The sequence below is a fragment of the Flavobacterium sp. genome, from assembly GCF_034111225.1.
In the GTDB taxonomy this organism is placed as follows: Bacteria; Bacteroidota; Bacteroidia; order Flavobacteriales; family Flavobacteriaceae; genus Flavobacterium.
On record NZ_JAWUXR010000002.1, the window covers coordinates 1 to 17,201 of the forward strand.

At 30.2% G+C, this 17,201-nt stretch carries 15 protein-coding genes and 1 pseudogene; 15 read left to right on the plus strand and 1 reads right to left on the minus strand.

Going from position 1 to position 17,201, the window contains the following annotated elements; translation table 11 throughout:
• The 13 genes and pseudogenes from UXY25_RS00280 to proC all read left to right on the plus strand — a co-directional run.
• Nucleotides 1–1,133: pseudogene (locus tag UXY25_RS00280) on the plus strand (glutamine synthetase type III); the annotation flags it as partial.
• Nucleotides 1,134–1,409: 276 nt separating this feature from the next.
• Nucleotides 1,410–2,138, plus strand: a complete 729-nt coding sequence (locus UXY25_RS00285; protein WP_320813993.1) for a CsgE family curli-type amyloid fiber assembly protein — start codon at nt 1,410–1,412, stop codon at nt 2,136–2,138.
• A 145-nt stretch (nt 2,139–2,283) separates the two neighbouring features.
• Nucleotides 2,284–3,093, plus strand: a complete 810-nt coding sequence (locus UXY25_RS00290) for an OmpA family protein (RefSeq protein ID WP_320813994.1) — start codon at nt 2,284–2,286, stop codon at nt 3,091–3,093.
• 9 nt (nt 3,094–3,102) lie between these two features.
• Nucleotides 3,103–3,543, plus strand: coding sequence for a hypothetical protein (locus UXY25_RS00295; protein WP_320813995.1), 441 nt, complete (start codon nt 3,103–3,105; stop codon nt 3,541–3,543).
• Nucleotides 3,544–3,619: 76 nt separating this feature from the next.
• Nucleotides 3,620–4,798: an AIR synthase related protein gene (locus tag UXY25_RS00300; protein ID WP_320813996.1), complete on the plus strand. Its 1,179-nt coding sequence runs from the start codon at nt 3,620–3,622 to the stop codon at nt 4,796–4,798.
• The gene (locus UXY25_RS00305) at nt 4,779–5,399 is read left to right on the plus strand and encodes a hypothetical protein (RefSeq protein WP_320813997.1); all 621 of its coding nucleotides are present in this window, start codon (nt 4,779–4,781) and stop codon (nt 5,397–5,399) included. The genes UXY25_RS00300 and UXY25_RS00305 overlap by 20 nt, the downstream gene beginning before the upstream one ends.
• Before the next feature lie 7 nt (nt 5,400–5,406).
• Nucleotides 5,407–6,939 carry a glutamine-hydrolyzing GMP synthase gene (gene guaA / locus UXY25_RS00310; protein WP_320813998.1) on the plus strand — a complete coding sequence of 511 codons (1,533 nt, stop codon included), beginning with the start codon at nt 5,407–5,409 and terminating at the stop codon, nt 6,937–6,939.
• 104 nt (nt 6,940–7,043) lie between these two features.
• On the plus strand, nt 7,044–8,939 hold the full coding sequence (locus UXY25_RS00315) for a LysM peptidoglycan-binding domain-containing protein (RefSeq protein ID WP_320813999.1): 1,896 nt from the start codon (nt 7,044–7,046) through the stop codon (nt 8,937–8,939).
• Nucleotides 8,939–9,343, plus strand: a complete 405-nt coding sequence (locus tag UXY25_RS00320; RefSeq protein ID WP_320814000.1) for an OsmC family protein — start codon at nt 8,939–8,941, stop codon at nt 9,341–9,343. Before UXY25_RS00315 ends, UXY25_RS00320 begins: the two co-directional genes overlap by 1 nt.
• A complete protein-coding gene (locus UXY25_RS00325) occupies nt 9,344–9,571 on the plus strand; it encodes a DUF3820 family protein (protein WP_320814001.1) in 228 nt (75 codons plus the stop codon).
• Nucleotides 9,572–9,678: 107 nt separating this feature from the next.
• The gene (locus UXY25_RS00330; protein WP_320814002.1) at nt 9,679–11,289 is read left to right on the plus strand and encodes a CTP synthase; all 1,611 of its coding nucleotides are present in this window, start codon (nt 9,679–9,681) and stop codon (nt 11,287–11,289) included.
• A gap of 44 nt (nt 11,290–11,333) precedes the next feature.
• Complete coding sequence (gene yidC / locus UXY25_RS00335; RefSeq protein ID WP_320814003.1) at nt 11,334–13,238, plus strand: membrane protein insertase YidC; 1,905 nt, start codon at nt 11,334–11,336, stop codon at nt 13,236–13,238.
• A 52-nt stretch (nt 13,239–13,290) separates the two neighbouring features.
• Nucleotides 13,291–14,091: a pyrroline-5-carboxylate reductase gene (proC, locus tag UXY25_RS00340; protein ID WP_320814004.1), complete on the plus strand. Its 801-nt coding sequence runs from the start codon at nt 13,291–13,293 to the stop codon at nt 14,089–14,091.
• A gap of 50 nt (nt 14,092–14,141) precedes the next feature.
• Here proC and UXY25_RS00345 read toward each other — a convergent pair whose 3' ends face one another.
• On the minus strand, nt 14,142–15,104 hold the full coding sequence (locus UXY25_RS00345; protein WP_320814005.1) for a fasciclin domain-containing protein: 963 nt from the start codon (nt 15,102–15,104) through the stop codon (nt 14,142–14,144).
• Between the two features lie 144 nt (nt 15,105–15,248).
• Here UXY25_RS00345 and UXY25_RS00350 point away from each other — a divergent pair, with 144 nt between their 5' ends.
• Nucleotides 15,249–16,004, plus strand: coding sequence for a hypothetical protein (locus UXY25_RS00350; RefSeq protein WP_320814006.1), 756 nt, complete (start codon nt 15,249–15,251; stop codon nt 16,002–16,004).
• 7 nt (nt 16,005–16,011) lie between these two features.
• Entirely contained in the window at nt 16,012–17,199 is a 1,188-nt protein-coding gene (gene mnmA / locus UXY25_RS00355) for a tRNA 2-thiouridine(34) synthase MnmA (RefSeq protein WP_320814007.1), read from the plus strand.
• Nucleotides 17,200–17,201: the final 2 nt, after the last annotated feature.

A 17,201-nucleotide genomic window follows, 5' to 3' on the forward strand; every position in this document is an offset into this window, starting at 1 on the left:
TGAATTTGTTACAACCAGGAAAAAATCCGAAAGAAAATATACGATTCTTAACTTTTTTTGTGAATACAATCAAAGCCATTCATGATTATTCTGATATTTTGAGATCAAGTATTGCAACTGCAAGTAACGACCACAGACTGGGAGGACATGAAGCACCACCAGCAATTATTTCGGTGTTTATTGGTCAGCAATTGACAAAAATGCTAGATAATTTGGAGAAAAATGTAAAATCTGGAACTATGACTTCAGATGAAAAAACAGCTTTGAAACTTAATATTGGTAAGATTCCAGAATTAATGTTGGACAATACGGATAGAAATAGAACTTCTCCTTTTGCTTTTACAGGGAATAAGTTTGAATTTAGAGCTGTTGGTTCTACTGCAAATTGTGCTGTGTCAATGACTACTTTAAATACTATTGTAGCAAAACAATTGAAAGACTTTAAAGTTGAGGTAGATGGTTTGATTGAAAGTAAAGACATGAAAAAAGATGACGCTATCTTTAATGTTTTAAGAGAATATATTAAAGGAACAAAAGCAATTCTTTTTGAAGGTGATGGTTACAGTGAAGCTTGGGAAATAGAAGCTAAGAAAAGAGGATTAAGTAATTATAAAACTACTCCAGAAGCATTAAAAGCTAAGGTTTCTAAAAAAGCAATTGCGCTTTTTGAAGAAATGGGAGTAATGAATCATGTGGAAGTTGAATCGCGTTACGAAATTGAACTAGAAGAGTATACTAAGAAAATTCAAATTGAAGGAAGAGTTCTTGGAGATATTGCGAGTAACCATGTAATTCCTACAGCTATTAAATACCAAAATACATTAATTGATAATGTTAGAGGTTTAAAAGAAATTTTCGGAAAAGATTTTGAAGTTATTGCAAAAGAGCAAATCAAAATGATTAAAGAAATTTCAGAGCATATAGAAGGTATAATTTCAAAGGTAGAAGCTATGGTTGAAACTCGTAAGAAAGCAAACTTACTTACAGATGCTGAAAAAATGGCTTCAGTATATTGTGATGAAGTAAAGCCATTCTTTGAAGAAATTAGATATCACTCAGATAAATTAGAATTATTAGTGGACGATGAAATGTGGACATTAACTAAATACAGAGAGTTATTATTTACTAAATAATAGAATTTATTTATAAAAAATAAAAAAGCCTCAATTATTTGGGGCTTTTTCTATCAATATAATAGCATTTAATCTAATATATTGAACATCTTGCAGAAAAGGCAGTCAAACATCAGTTTGTTCTTGTCTCGATTCACTATATTTGTATCAGAAAAAACTACTAATTTTTTATCTGACAAAAGATTACCGCACCTACAGGTAACTTATATTTTTTTATACCACAATACTTTTTTTTCAATTACAAAATACGATTAATAACCAATTAATTTTCATATTATGAAAAAAGTAATTTTAAGTATTTCAATCATCTTATTTGCTACGGGAGCTTTTGCTCAATTAACTGATAAAGCTTTTGAGGCTAAGGTAGAAATTGGAAATTTTGATAAAATGACATCAATTTCAGGTACAGTTGAGAATTTAACAAATGTATATACTAATTTATCCTATAAATTGTCTGTCATAAAGAATGGTAATGCAAACAACTCTTCTGATAATTTCCAAGAAGGTAGATTTGCAATTAATCCAAACGAAAAAAAAACCTTGTCTAAGACACAAATAAATTATGAAATTGGTGATAACATTATAGTTTTATTACTAGTTTATAATGAAGACAATGCCTTAGTAAGTAAAGACTGGGTCATTATTGGAGAAAGTACTGTGGGTATAATCTCTGAAAATATAATGAAGATAAATGCTGGAATTGAAGTTGCTGGAATAATTTCAGATGAAACAAAAACAAAAACAGGAAAAGATTTTTACGAACTATATTTTAAAAAATATAATGAAAATCGTATTGTTGGAAATGAAATAGTTACCGTTGACGAAAAATTAGATTCTGATAGAGCTTCAAAAATAAAAATATACATATCAAATAATCTTATTGTTGAATTTATAACTTTTGATGATGAAGAATATTTAAATCACATGGCTGAATTAGCAGTAAGGAAAACAATTAAACATTTTAAAGGAGTTAATAATGCTAGAGGAATTCTTGTTCAACATTAAAACACCAGATTAGAGATAATTATTAATTTTATTAACCTTAAAAACGTATTTGTTTCAAGAAATGAATACGTTTTTTTTTATATTTGTTACTTTGGCACGCTTTTTTATATAATTTAAAAAGCGTTACTTCGTAAAAAATCATGAAATGAAAACTTTTTTTGTTTATTTAACTTTATTCTTTTGTTTAACCTTGTTTTCTCAAGAGCAGTTTTCTGTTTATTTTGAGACTAATAAATATGAGCTAAACAATAAAGAAAAAATAAAATTAGCGTCTTGGATAGAGCAAAACAAAACATCAAAAATTGTTGCAATCAATGGATATACTGATGAAGTTGGTTCTACAGGATATAATGATACATTGGCTTTTAAAAGAGTTCAATATATTTTCAATAATATAAAAGAGAAAGTTGCAATTAGAGAAGATTATAAATCAATAAGTGTTGGTGAAAATTTCAAACAATCTGTAATTCAATCAGAAAACCGTAGGGCTACAATATATTTTATTTTAGAAAAAGACATATCTCGTGAAAATGAAATTTTAGGAATTGTTGAAGAAGTTATAATTCCAGATGATGCTCCACTTCATGAAAAAATTAGTTTGGCTAAAGTGGGAACAAAAATCATTTTAAAAAATATCAATTTTTATCAAAATACTTTCGCAATAACTCCAGAATCAAACGGAGCTTTATATGATTTGTTATTTGTTTTACAAAATAATCCAAATTTAAAAATTCAAATTCAAGGTCATATTTGTTGTATCGATTTAGATAGAAGAAATTTGTCGTTAGACAGAGCAAAACAAGTAAGAAGATTTTTAGTTTTTAAGGGCATTCCGCAACATAGAATTACAGTAACGGGTTTTGGTACTACGAAACCTATTTATGAAATTCCTGAAGCAAATGAAGAACAAGCTGCTGCAAATAGAAGAGTAGAAATTGAGATATTAAGTAAGTAATATAAAAAAATGAAAAAAAGTTCAATAGTATTTTTGTTTGTGCTAACAATGCTAATTTTAGGTTGTACAAAAGATAATTGTTCAGAAAATGTAAGCCCTCCACAAGCTTCAATTCTTGTTGAAATTTTAGATGATGTTACAGAAGAAAATGTTTTCACTAATGAAACCTATACTATTGCTGATATTTCTGTCGTTGAGTTTGATGATACTGAAGTAGATTTTATTCTTGTTACCAGAGATAATTTAAATTTAATCCAAATTTTTCCAAAAACGAACTTGGCTTTAGATAATAAAATCTATTTGAATTTAGCAGATGATGAAACTATTGAAATTCAATATGATGTTGAAACGATAAATACTGATTGCTATACGCAAAAGAAATTTATAAACGTAAATATTCCTTTTTACACATTTGTTGAAGAAAATCAAATTTTTAGAATTAAAATATAAGCTTTTAGTAGTGCAATTTTTTCTGTTTTAGAAATATACTAACTATCTTTGCGCCACAACACAACACAAACTTAAAATGAGTTCTGAAACTAGCAAACGCTACAATTTAAGAGGAGTTTCTGCTTCCAAAGAAGACGTTCATAATGCTATTAAAAACATCGACAAAGGATTGTTTCCTAAGGCATTTTGTAAAATCATCCCCGATTATTTAACTAACGATGAAAATTATTGCATTATCATGCATGCAGATGGTGCGGGTACAAAATCATCTTTAGCCTATATGTATTGGAAAGAAACTGGTGATTTATCAGTTTGGAAAGGTATTGCTCAAGATGCGTTAATAATGAATATTGACGATTTATTATGCATTGGTGCAACCGATAATATTTTACTTTCTTCAACAATTGGTAGAAATAAAAGTGTTATTCCTGGTGAAGTGCTATCAGCAATCATAAACGGAACAGAAGAATTAATTGCCGACTTAAAAGAATTTGGTGTAACTATTCATTCAACTGGTGGAGAAACTGCTGATGTTGGTGATTTAGTACGTACAATTATTGTAGACTCAACAGTTACAGCAAGAATCAAACGTTCAAACGTTATTGACAATGCAAATATTCAACCTGGCGATGTAATTGTTGGTTTGGCTTCATTTGGCCAAGCAACATATGAAAAAGAATACAACGGAGGAATGGGAAGTAACGGATTAACTTCTGCGCGTCATGATGTTTTCGAAAAATATTTAGCAAATAAATATCCTGAAAGTTTCGATGCTTCAGTTCCAAATGAATTAGTGTATTCGGGTCAAACTAAATTGACAGATGAGGTTGAAAACAGCCCAATAGATGCTGGTAAATTAGTGTTGTCTCCTACGAGAACGTATGCGCCAGTTATCAAAAAGATTTTAGAAAAATACAATTCAAAAGATATACATGGAATGGTTCACTGTAGTGGTGGAGCACAAACAAAAATTCTTCATTTTGTAGATAATGTCCACGTTATAAAAGATAATTTATTTCCAGTTCCGCCTTTATTTAAATTGATACAAGAACAATCAAAAACCGATTGGAAAGAAATGTACCAAGTTTTCAATTGCGGACATAGAATGGAAATTTATGTACCTGCTGAAGTTGCTCAAGATATTATTGCAATTTCAAAGTCATTCAATATTGATGCTCAAATTGTAGGAAGAGTAGATGCTTCATCAACTAAGAAATTAACAATTAATAGCGAATATGGAACATTTGAATATTAATGTTTTTAGAAGTTTTTTACTTTTAATATTTTGTATTTCTTTAAGTTCATGTAATAGCGCAAAAACAAATAAGGTTGAATCTTTTTTTGATGAAATAAGTTCAAGTGAATTTAAAATTGAAGAAAGTGATTTAGATATTTATGTTCCTCATGTTCAAATTTTATTTAAAAAAAACTATGGTACAATAGATGAGAAACTCAGTGAAAGTATGAGAAGATTTTTTATGGATAGATTTGATGGTAAATTTAGAATTTATTATTCTGCAGATATATTTTATGCTTTTCCTGAATTTGTTGGTGATGTTAATATCGGAAACAAAGTAATGGATTCAATTTTAGATAAAAAAAATAAATTTTTGCCTGAGACGTTAAGAAAACATATTAGTAAGGATAAAAAATATTCATTAATTTCAAATTTTAATGGTTATCATTTAGAGAAAAGAGTAGATTATAATCTTTTCATTTTTAATAATGAAACATTTGAAAAAGTCTATTATAATTATTCTGTTTTTCCAGCAAACTTTGATCATGGTAAAGGAATGCTTGAACATGAGCAAGATGTTTATACCAGATTTTTAAAACAAACAACAACACAACAATAACTAAACAATGCAACACAACGTACTAATTTTAGATTTTGGTTCTCAATACACACAATTAATTGCTCGTAGAGTAAGAGAATTAAATATTTTTTGCGAAATTTTTCCTTTTGATAAAATCCCAGCAGATTTATCATCATACAAAGCAGTAATTTTAGGAGGAAGTCCTTTTTCAGTTCGTTCTGAAAATGCTTTACATCCCGATTTATCTCAAATTAGAGGAAAAATGCCTTTGTTAGCAGTATGTTATGGTGCGCAATATTTAGCGCATTTTTCAGGAGGATTAGTTGCAGAATCTAATACAAGAGAATACGGAAGAGCAAATCTTTCTTACATCAAAGAAAATGAAGTGTTTTTAGAAGGAGTTAGTGCAAACAGTCAAGTTTGGATGTCGCATTCTGATTCTATTAAAGAACTTCCAACAAATGCAGTGAAAATTGCAAGTACAAAAGATGTTGAAAATGCTGCATATAAAATTGAAGGCGAAACAACTTATGCTATTCAGTTTCATCCAGAAGTATATCATTCTACTGATGGAAAACAAATGTTAGAGAATTTCTTAGTTAAAATAGCTGAAGTTCCTCAAACGTTTACTCCTAATGCTGTTGTAGAAGAAATTATTACCGATATGAAAGCAAAAATTGGTAACGATAAAGTAGTTTTAGGATTGTCTGGCGGTGTAGATTCTACAGTAGCTGCCGTTTTATTGAATAAAGCAATTGGAGATAATTTATATTGTATTTTCGTAAACAACGGACTTCTTCGTAAGAATGAGTTTCAAAGTGTTTTAGATCAATACAAAGGAATGGGATTAAACGTAAAAGGTGTTGATGCTTCTAAGAAGTTTTACGATGCTCTTGCAGGTTTAGATGATCCAGAAGAAAAACGTAAAGCAATTGGTAATGCTTTTATTGAAGTTTTTGATGATGAAGCACATTTACTTACAGATGTGAAATTCTTAGCTCAAGGTACTATTTATCCAGATGTTATTGAGTCTGTGTCTGCTACTGGTGGTCCATCAGCAACAATAAAATCACATCATAATGTAGGTGGTTTGCCCGATTTTATGAAGTTGAAAGTTGTAGAGCCGTTACGTATGTTATTTAAAGATGAGGTACGTAGAGTAGGAGCTTCATTAGGTATCGACCCTGAATTATTAGGGCGTCATCCTTTTCCAGGTCCTGGTTTAGCTATTCGTATTTTAGGAGATATTACTCCAGAAAAAGTAGCGATTCTTCAAGAAGTTGATGCAATTTTCATTAACGGATTAAAAGAAGACGGTTTGTACGATTCAGTTTGGCAAGCGGGTGCAATTTTGTTGCCTGTAAATAGTGTTGGTGTAATGGGAGATGAGCGTACGTATGAAAAAGTTGTAGCGTTAAGAGCTGTTGAGTCTACCGATGGTATGACAGCTGATTGGGTACATTTACCTTATGAGTTTTTAATGAAGACTTCAAACGAAATTATTAATAAAGTAAAAGGTGTAAATAGAGTGGTTTATGACATCAGTTCAAAGCCGCCTGCAACTATTGAATGGGAATAAATTCGGATCAGTTATAAAATAAATTTCATTTATTAACTTTTTAAGCATAAATTGGTATTGATATTGCAGTGGTCTTATAGAATAAATAAATTATATATCAGAATATGAAATTATTAAAAGTTGTTTTTTTTGTGTTTCTTTTTTCGTCATGTGTGGCACAAACGAGTCAAGATGGAATACAAAAACATACTGTTGCTAAAGGCGAAACAGTTTACCAAATTGCAAAACAGTATCAAGTGACACCTTTTGATATCTATAGATTGAATCCTGATGCTAAAGAAGGAATTCAAGAAAATACTACGCTGTTAATTCCAAAAAAAGGCTTAAATACTAAACAGTTAAGCCAAAACACGGACGATGTTAAAAAGCATATAGTAGAAACAAAAGAAACGCTTTATAGTATTGCTAAAAAGTATGAAGTTTCTGTTGCTGATTTAAAAGAATGGAACGAAGCTGATTTAAAAGACGGATTAAAAATAGGCCAAGAAATTATAGTTTTTGTAAAATATGCTCCCGTTAATTCAGGATATGTTGAGGTCAAAGAAATTAAAACGACTTCAACGGTTTTTTCTCATGTAGTAAAAATGCAAGAAACGAAATTCGGAATTTCAAAAAAATACAATATTTCTATTGAAGAATTGGAACGATTTAACCCTCAAATTGTTGAAGGTTTAGAAGTTGGTCAAGTTCTGAAGATTAAAGAAAATGACGTAAAAGAAACAATAGAGGTTAAAGAAATAAAAACAACCGACTTTTATGTTGTTAAGCCAGAAGAAACTTTATATAGTCTTTCTAAAAAATTAAATGTTTCTGAAGAGCAACTTATAAAATTGAACCCTGAAATTAAAATGGGTTTTAAAGACGGTATGGTTTTAAAAATACCAGTTACAAATGTTATAAATAAGCAAAAAGTTGATTTATTTGCTACTGTAAAAAAAGACAGAAAAAGAAATTTAGTATTATTACTACCTTTCAATTTAAATAAAATTGAGTCAGATTCTATAAGAACTCAAAAAGATTATTTAAAAGACGATAAGTTTTTAAATCTAACTTTAGATTTCTATTCTGGAGCAATGATGGCAATAGATTCAGCTAAAGTTTTAGGGCTGCCTGTTCATGTTAAAATATTAGACATTGAAAGTTCAAGAAGCACTTCAAATGTAGCGCAAGTAATTTCTAAAAACGACTTTTCTAAGGTTGATGCAGTTATCGGTCCATTCATGTATTCACATGTTGAAACTACAGCTCAGCTTTTGTCAAAATTTAAAACACCAGTTATTTCTCCACTTTCAAAAGAAATAGGATTGCCTTTAGATAATTTATATTATTCAATTCCTTCTCAAGAAAGCCTAACGGATAAAATGTTTAGTTATTTTGAGAGTAAATCAGGTAATGTGGTTGCTGTAATTAGCGGTAAAAAAACATCTACAAAAGATTATTTAGAAAAAAAATATCCAAATGTAAAATATCCAAATTATGATGAAAAAGGCTCTTTAAATATTGAAAGCTTAAAGGCTTTGTTGGTTAAAGGACAAAAGAATTTTATCATTCTTGAAACAGAAAAAGCAGCTTTGATTTTACACACTACCAAGGCTTTAATGAGGTATAAAGAAGAATTTGACTTGCAGTTAGTGGTCTTAGAATTATACGACACATTAGATTTTGAAGAAATTCCAATGACAAATTTAACTCAATTAAATATGTTGTTTCCTTCTTTCAAAAAAGAAGTAGATGCTGATGCTGGTAGAATTTTCGAAAAAGAATTCAAAAAGAAAAATAATGTAAATCCAAATGCATACGCAACAAAAGGATTTGATTTAACTTTTGATACTATTTTAAGAATTTGTCAAGAAGATGGATTTGTTCCTTCTACTAAAAACAGTATTTCAGAGCAAGTTGAAAATACCTTTAATTATAATTTTAAAGAAGGTAAAAATGTAAATGAGGGAATTTATATTATGTATTATGATACTGATTATACAATAAAACAAGCAAAATAATGGCAACATCTAAAGTTACTTATTTAGGCGATTTGCGTACTTCGTCTATACATTTACAATCAGGTTCAGAAATTATTTCAGATGCTCCAATTGACAATAATGGTAAGGGAGAAGCTTTTTCTCCAACAGACACAGTTGCTAATGGTTTAGCGAGTTGTATGTTTACCATGATGGGAATCAAAGCAAAAGATATGGAAATTGATTTATCAGGTTCTACCGCTGAAGTAACAAAAATAATGGCTGTTGATCCAAGAAGAATTTCTGAAATTCATGTTACTTTTAATTTAGATGTTTCAATTGATGAAAAATCAAGAACCATTTTAGAAAGAATTGCAAATACTTGCCCTGTATTATATAGTTTACATCCAGATGTTAAAAAAGTAATTGTTTATAATTGGAAATAAATGACCAATCAAGAACAACTTATAAAATTAGCACATACAAAAATGCCCTTCGGTAAATACGAGGGGTATTTTCTTATTGACTTACCTGAGTATTATGTTGTTTGGTATGCAAATAAAGGCTTTCCAAAAGGCCAATTAGGAGAGCAATTACAATTAATTTATGAACTTAAATTAAACGGTTTAGAAGAATTAATTAGAAATATCAGAAGAAATTTTCCTAAAAAGTAATTTCTGTTTCTTAAATAATTTGTCAATTAACCATTGCTAATTACCAATTATTAATCGTATTTTTGCATCGTTTTTTAAGCAACTACAACACAACAAACAACAACACAATGAATCAAACTAAGTATATTTTTGTTACCGGTGGTGTGACCTCTTCTTTAGGAAAAGGAATTATCGCAGCTTCGTTAGCTAAATTATTACAAGCAAGAGGTTATAGGGCAACAATTCAAAAATTCGACCCTTATTTAAATGTAGATCCAGGAACATTAAACCCATATGAACATGGAGAATGTTATGTTACTGATGATGGAGCTGAAACAGATTTAGATTTAGGGCATTACGAGCGTTTTTTAAACGTTCCAACATCTCAGGCTAATAATGTAACAACAGGAAGAGTATACTTATCAGTTATTGAAAAAGAACGTAGAGGTGAGTTTTTAGGAAAAACAGTTCAGGTAGTTCCTCATATTACAAATGAGATTAAAGAACGTATGCAATTGTTAGGTCAAAGCGGTGATTATGATATTGTAATTACTGAAATTGGCGGAACAGTTGGAGATATTGAATCTTTACCTTACATAGAATCAGTTCGTCAATTGTTGTGGGAACTTGGTGAACAAAACGGAATTTGTATTCACTTAACATTAATTCCTTATTTAGCAGCTGCTGGTGAGTTAAAAACAAAACCAACACAACATTCTGTAAAAACATTAATGGAAAGCGGTATTAAAGCCGATATTTTAGTTTGTAGAACAGAGCATGAATTATCTGATGAATTACGTCAAAAATTAGCGTTATTCTGTAATGTTAAGAGAGAAGCTGTTATTCAGTCTATAGATGCATCAACAATTTATGATGTGCCTAATTTAATGTTAGAAGAAGGTTTAGATAAGGTTACTCTTAAGAAATTAGGATTACCTGAAAAGAATAGTCCAGATTTAAAAAATTGGAACGAATTTTTACAAAAACATAAAAATCCTAAGCACGAAGTTAATGTTGGTTTAGTTGGTAAATATGTAGAATTGCAAGATTCTTACAAATCTATCTTAGAGTCATTTATTCATGCGGGTGCTACAAACGAGACAAAAGTAAATGTCATTTCTATTCACTCAGAATATTTAGATGCCAAAACGGCAGAAGAACAGTTGAAAGGATTAGATGGTATACTTGTTGCTCCTGGATTTGGTAACAGAGGTATTGAAGGAAAAATTGATACTGTTCGTTATGCAAGAGAACATAATATTCCATTTTTAGGAATTTGTTTAGGAATGCAAATGGCTGTTATAGAATTTGCAAGAAATGTATTAGGTTACAAAGATGCTAATTCAACAGAAATGAATGAAAATACTACTCATCCAGTAATTAATTTAATGGAAGAGCAGAAAAATATTGTGAATAAAGGTGGGACAATGCGTTTAGGCGCTTGGAAATGTTCATTAACAGATAATACTTTAGCACGTAAAATTTACGGAAAGGCTGAAATTATGGAACGTCACCGTCATCGTTATGAATTTAACGGAAAGTATTTAAACGAAATAGAAAAAGCAGGTTTAAAAGCTTCAGGAGTAAACCCAGACACAGGTTTAGTTGAAGTGGTTGAATTACCAAGCCATCCGTTTTTTATTGGTGTTCAATACCATCCAGAATATAAAAGTACAGTAGCAAACCCACATCCTTTATTTGTGAGTTTTGTTGCAGCAATGGTTAAAAATAAAAAATAACCTTATAACTGTTTACAAATATGTAAACTGAATATTATTATTAAATGGAAGATAAAAAATTAGATTTTAAATCAATTATCGGATTTGTATTAATCTCAGTAGTTTTAATGTGGATGATGTATTCAAATACACCAACCAAAGAGGAACAAGAAGCCAAAGCAAAGCAAGAACAAGTTGAAAAAGTAAAAGAAGAAAAAATTGCTCCAGTATCAAATGTTGAGTCTACAGTTGTAGCTTCAGCAATTGTTGGAAATGATTCTGTTCAACAAGCGCAATTAAAAGGACAATTAGGTTCATTTGCTTATTCAGCAACATTACCTTCTGCAAATGGAGGAGTTACTGAACTTAAAAGTGAATTGTTAACTTTGAAAATTGCTAATAAAGGTGGTTATATTGTAAGCGCGACTGTTAATGGTTTTGACCAATTTTATAAAGGTTCTAATAAAACTATTGATTTAATTAAAGACAATAATGCTAATTTAAACCTTACTATTAACACGGCTGATAATAGAACTTTAAATACTAAAGATTTATTTTTTGAACCAACTTTAACTAAAGAACAAGATGGTAGCCAAGTTTTAACAATGCGTTTAAAAGCAGGTGAAGCTCAATATCTTGAATATCGTTATGTGTTAAAAGCTAACGATTATATGTTGGATTTTGCAATTCGTTCACAAGGTCTAAATACAGTTGTTAATACTACAAAACCAGCAGATTTAGAATGGCAATTAAAAGCCTACAGAAACGAAAAAAGTATCTCTTATGAAAATAGATATACTGAAATGGTTTTTGAATATGAAGATGGAAAAGACGATTATTTAAGTGCTGCTAAAGATGACGATGATGTTGTGAATGATGTTACTTATGTTGCTTTCAAACAACATTTGTTTACTTCTATTTTATTAACAGACACACCTTTTAAAACGGCTACATTAAAATCTGAAAATTTAATAAAAGACGAAGCAATAGATACTGTTTTTACTAAAAACTATGTTGCTATTATGCCTTTAGAGTTTAAAAATGGTGAGTTAAACTATAATATGAATATGTATTATGGTCCATCTAAATATGATATTTTAAACGGCTATAAAAAGAACTTAGACGAAATTATGCCTCTTGGTTGGGGAATTTTCGGTTGGATTAACAGATATGTATTTATTCCTGCATTTGGAATAATTAGCGGATTTTTACCTTATGGTTTGGCAATTGTTTTTTTTACTATTTTAGTTAGATTAGTAATGTCACCAGTTACATATAAATCATATGTTTCACAAGCTAAGATGAAAGTACTTCGTCCTGAAATTGCTGAGTTGAATGAGAAATTCAAAGACAATGCAATGAAAAAACAACAGGAAACAATGAAGTTGTATTCTAAAGCCGGAGTAAATCCTATGGCCGGATGTTTACCAGCTTTAATGCAAATGCCGGTTTTCTATGCTTTGTTCCAATTTTTTCCTTCTATGTTTGATTTAAGACAAGAAGGCTTCCTTTGGGCAGATGATTTATCTTCATTTGATGCTGTTTATCAATTACCATTTACAATTCCTTTTTATGGAGACCACGTAAGTTTATTCCCTATTTTAGCTTCTTTAGCTATCTTTTTCTACATGAAAATGACAACAGGTGATCAACAGATGAGTGCCCCGACACAAGAAGGTATGCCAGATATGGGAAAAATAATGAAGGTAATGCTTTATATTTCTCCGGTAATGATGCTTGTTTTCTTTAATAATTATGCTTCAGGTTTATCTTTATACTATTTTATCTCTAATTTAATTACTATCGGAATTATGTTAGTAATTAAAAATTACATCGTAAAAGAAGATAAAATTTTAGCGAAGATTAATGAGAATAAAACGAAACCGAAAAAAGAAAGTAAGTTTCAAAAGAAAATGCGTGAGATGATGGAAAATGCTGAAGCGCAAAAAGCAAAACAAAACAAGAAATAATAATTTTAAAACCCTGTCCTGTAAAGACAGGGTTTTCTTTTAATAAATGCTTATGAAAGTTTTAATTATAGGATTTGGAAACATGGGGCAAACTTACGCTAGTAGCTTTACTAGCTCTGGCTTTATTTGTTCAAAAGATGTTATTGTCCTAAATAGAAGTGAAGTTGAAAAAAAGAAACGTTTTTCAGTTGAAAAATCAAATTTCTATACAGAACCTTCAAAATCTATTTTTGATGTTGATATTATTATCTTGGCTGTAAAACCTCAAGATTTTTTAACTTTAGCTAGTTCAATTAAACCGTTTGTAACTAAAGAGCATATTATTTTATCTGTAATGGCTGGTATTTCAATGCAATCCATTCAAGATAAATTTGATGTAAATAAAGTGGTGCGTTCAATGCCAAATATTCCAACTCAAATAGGGCAAGGAATGACAGTATTTTGCGCTTCTTCAGATATAGATAGAAAGGATTTATTTATAGTTCAAAATCTTATCAATACAACTGGGAAATCTATTTACGTAGATAAGGAAGAAATGATTAATGCCGCAACTGCTATTTCAGGTAGCGGACCAGCATATGTATATTATTTTATGAATGCTATGGTAGAGTCAGCAATAGAGTTAGGTTTTTCAACTTCTGAAGCTGAATTTTTAGTAGGTCAAACTTTCACAGGAGCTGTTCAACTACAAAATAGAAGTAAAGAATCTCATCAACAATGGATTGATAAAGTATCTTCTAAAGGCGGAACTACTGAAGCCGCTTTAGCAATATTTAATAAATACAACTTAAACGACAATATTTCTGAAGCTCTTTATGCTGCTAATCAAAAAGCAATAGAATTAGGTGTATAAAAAAAACGCTCATAAAATGAGCGTTTTTTTATATAAGTTTATTTGATGGATTATAAAGTAGGTAAAAGAATGTTTTCTACTACATGAATAACTCCATTTGATGACTGTATATCAACATCTATAATATCCGTTTGTCTATCAGCTTCATCAGTAATTTGAATTCCAACTATTGTAAAAGTTCCACTTTCATAAGTAGTAATTGGTGTAGTAGGAATTCCTGTTGATAAAACATTTGCTCCAGTAACAACATGGTAGCTTAATACTGAAGTTAATTGAGCAGTTGTTAAACTTGCTAATGTTCCTGGATTTTCTGTTTCAAAAGCTGTAAAAGCTGAATTTGATGGGGCAAAAACGGTGAATGGTGAGTTTGTAGTTCCAGAAAGTATTCCAACGAAGTCAGGTTGTCCACTTCCTGTTAATGCTCCTACTAAAGAGCTAAAGTTAGGGTTTGCTGTGGCATGAGTTACAACTGTTGGTAATCCAATAACGGCATTAACTACATGTACGACTCCATTAGAAGCTTCTATATCTGCTGCAGTTACACTAGATACTCCATTTAAACGAACTGAAATACCATTAACAGTAACGCCAGAATTTAAGCTTATATACATGCTTAAAGTATTTGTAGTTGAAGCATTTCCTTTACCTAATGTTTTTACATATCCAGTCGATAAATCAGTAGAATAGTTTACACTATTTATAACATGATTAAGCAATATTTCTTTTAATGTAGCAACGGGTACATCATTTATGCTAGCAAAACCATTAGCAGTTAAAAAAGTACTAAAAGCTGCATTTGTAGGTGCAAATACAGTGTAATTTCCACTTTGGTCTAATGTTTGTACTAAATCTGCTCGATCAAGTGCTTCAACTAAAGTAGTTAAGTCTGAGTTTCTAGATGCAATTCCGGAAATTGAATTGTTTTGTGTAGAATCGTCATCTGAACATGAAAACATTATGGCCATTGTAGCGACACATAAAGTTAATTTGATTAATTTTGTTATGTTTTTCATAATTAGTTATTTTTGTTTAACCAAATTTACAAAAAGATAAACAAAAATAGATATGAACAAATATTAAAATATTCTTAAAGATTTGAAATATTAAAATTTGATATTTTTTCGGTATAAGAAATGTATATAAATTATAAATTAAAAATGATGTTTAATAAAAAGAGTTTAACTGTAATTTTTCTGTTTTTTGCAATAATTTTATTTGCTCAAGAAAAAACAAATCAATTCGATTCGAATGGAAAACGTGAAGGTCTTTGGAAAGGAACTTACGAAGAATCTAAACGACCAAGATACCAAGGTATTTTCAAAAGTGGAAAAGAGCTTGGGATATTTAAATATTTTGATGACACTAAAGCAGGTACTCTTATTGCTATAAGAGATTTTTCTAAAGGTGATGGAAGTTGTTATACTATCTTCTACGATCAAAAAAATAATATTGTAAGTGAAGGAACTTTAGTAAATAAATTACCTGAGAGACTTTGGAAGTATTATCATTTTGAAAGTTCAGATATTATGTCTCTGGAGTATTATAGAAACGGAAAGCTTGACGGTTTAAAAAAAGTGTTTTATAGGAATAATATTTTAGCGGAACAGTCAAATTATAAAGCAGGTGTGTTAGATGGAGAATATGTAAAGAATGCTGAAAACGGTAAGTTAATTGAAAAATCTAATTATAAAGATGGAGATTTACATGGGAATGCACTTTTTTATGATGGTGAAGGAAATTTGATTTTAAAAGGACAATATAAAAAAGGAATAAGAACTGGGATTTGGGAAACGTATGAAAATGGGAAGGTGATTGATAAAGAAAACGCTTCTAAACCAAACAGTAAGACCTTTAAGTATATCAAAAACGAAAAAGGCGAAATGGTTCCTTCAGAAATGAAGAAAAAAGATTAAGAATAAAATGAAAAGAGTAGTAGTTGGGCTTTCAGGTGGTGTAGATTCAAGCGTTGCTGCATATTTATTGCAAGAGCAAGGTTATGAAGTTATAGGTCTTTTTATGAAAAACTGGCACGATGATACCGTGACAATTTCAAATGAATGTCCGTGGTTAGAAGATAGTAATGACGCATTATTAGTTGCCGAAAAATTAGGAATTCCTTTTCAAACGGTTGATTTATCAGAACAATATCAAGAAAAGATTGTCGATTACATGTTCAAAGAGTATGAACAAGGTAGAACGCCAAATCCAGATGTTTTATGTAATCGCGAAATTAAGTTTGAGGTATTCATGAAAATTGCAGAATCTCTTGGTGCAGATTATGTTGCAACAGGGCATTATTGCCGTAAAGGAGCAATTGAAAAAGGAGGAAAAGAACTGTTTCAATTATTGGCTGGGAAAGATGGTAACAAAGATCAATCGTATTTTCTTTGTCAATTATCACAACAACAATTATCTAAAGCATTGTTTCCAATTGGCGAATTGACTAAACCTGAAGTTAGAGAAATTGCAACAAAATTAGATTTAATAACTGCCGAGAAAAAAGATTCGCAAGGTCTTTGTTTCATTGGAAAAGTACGTTTGCCCGAATTTTTACAACAAAAACTACAACCAAAAGAAGGAGTTATAATTGATATTCCTGCTGATGCTTCTGTTTATTCAGAAAAAAAACCTGAGTTTAATTATTTTGAAGAAGAACTAGTATTTGAATCTAGAAAAATTGATTATTTACAAGTACCAGGAAAAATAATGGCAAAACATCAAGGAGCTCATTATTTCACAAAAGGTCAACGCAAAGGATTAAATGTAGGCGGTACAAAAGAAGGGCTTTATGTGATTGAAACTGATGTTGATAAAAATATCATTTATACGGGTCAAGGCGCTAGTCATCCAGGTTTATTTAAAAACACACTTTTTGTTAAAAATGAAGAAGTTCATTGGATTCGCGAAGATTTAACACTAAAAAATGGTGAGTCAAGAGAAGTTATGGCACGTATTCGTTACAGACAACCTTTGCAAAAAGCAACTTTATACCAATTTGAAAACGGAATGTATGTTCGTTTCAACGAACCACAATCTGCAATAACAGAAGGGCAATTTGTTGCTTGGCAAGACGACGACGAGGTATTAGGTAGCGGTGTAATATCTTAAAA

Excerpts from the sequence above, each read along its gene's own strand:
- mnmA (WP_320814007.1), top strand. The coding sequence starts at position 16,012 with ATGAAAAGAGTAGTAGTTGGGCTTTCAGGTGGTGTAGATTCAAGCGTT.
- UXY25_RS00315 (WP_320813999.1), top strand. The coding sequence starts at position 7,044 with ATGAAATTATTAAAAGTTGTTTTTTTTGTGTTTCTTTTTTCGTCATGT.
- guaA (WP_320813998.1), top strand. The coding sequence starts at position 5,407 with ATGCAACACAACGTACTAATTTTAGATTTTGGTTCTCAATACACACAA.
- UXY25_RS00290 (WP_320813994.1), top strand. The coding sequence starts at position 2,284 with ATGAAAACTTTTTTTGTTTATTTAACTTTATTCTTTTGTTTAACCTTG.
- yidC (WP_320814003.1), top strand. The coding sequence starts at position 11,334 with ATGGAAGATAAAAAATTAGATTTTAAATCAATTATCGGATTTGTATTA.
- UXY25_RS00285 (WP_320813993.1), top strand. The coding sequence starts at position 1,410 with ATGAAAAAAGTAATTTTAAGTATTTCAATCATCTTATTTGCTACGGGA.
- UXY25_RS00325 (WP_320814001.1), top strand. The coding sequence starts at position 9,344 with ATGACCAATCAAGAACAACTTATAAAATTAGCACATACAAAAATGCCC.
- UXY25_RS00345 (WP_320814005.1), bottom strand. The coding sequence starts at position 15,104 with ATGAAAAACATAACAAAATTAATCAAATTAACTTTATGTGTCGCTACA.
- UXY25_RS00295 (WP_320813995.1), top strand. The coding sequence starts at position 3,103 with ATGAAAAAAAGTTCAATAGTATTTTTGTTTGTGCTAACAATGCTAATT.
- UXY25_RS00330 (WP_320814002.1), top strand. The coding sequence starts at position 9,679 with ATGAATCAAACTAAGTATATTTTTGTTACCGGTGGTGTGACCTCTTCT.
- UXY25_RS00320 (WP_320814000.1), top strand. The coding sequence starts at position 8,939 with ATGGCAACATCTAAAGTTACTTATTTAGGCGATTTGCGTACTTCGTCT.
- UXY25_RS00350 (WP_320814006.1), top strand. The coding sequence starts at position 15,249 with ATGATGTTTAATAAAAAGAGTTTAACTGTAATTTTTCTGTTTTTTGCA.
- proC (WP_320814004.1), top strand. The coding sequence starts at position 13,291 with ATGAAAGTTTTAATTATAGGATTTGGAAACATGGGGCAAACTTACGCT.
- UXY25_RS00305 (WP_320813997.1), top strand. The coding sequence starts at position 4,779 with ATGGAACATTTGAATATTAATGTTTTTAGAAGTTTTTTACTTTTAATA.
- UXY25_RS00300 (WP_320813996.1), top strand. The coding sequence starts at position 3,620 with ATGAGTTCTGAAACTAGCAAACGCTACAATTTAAGAGGAGTTTCTGCT.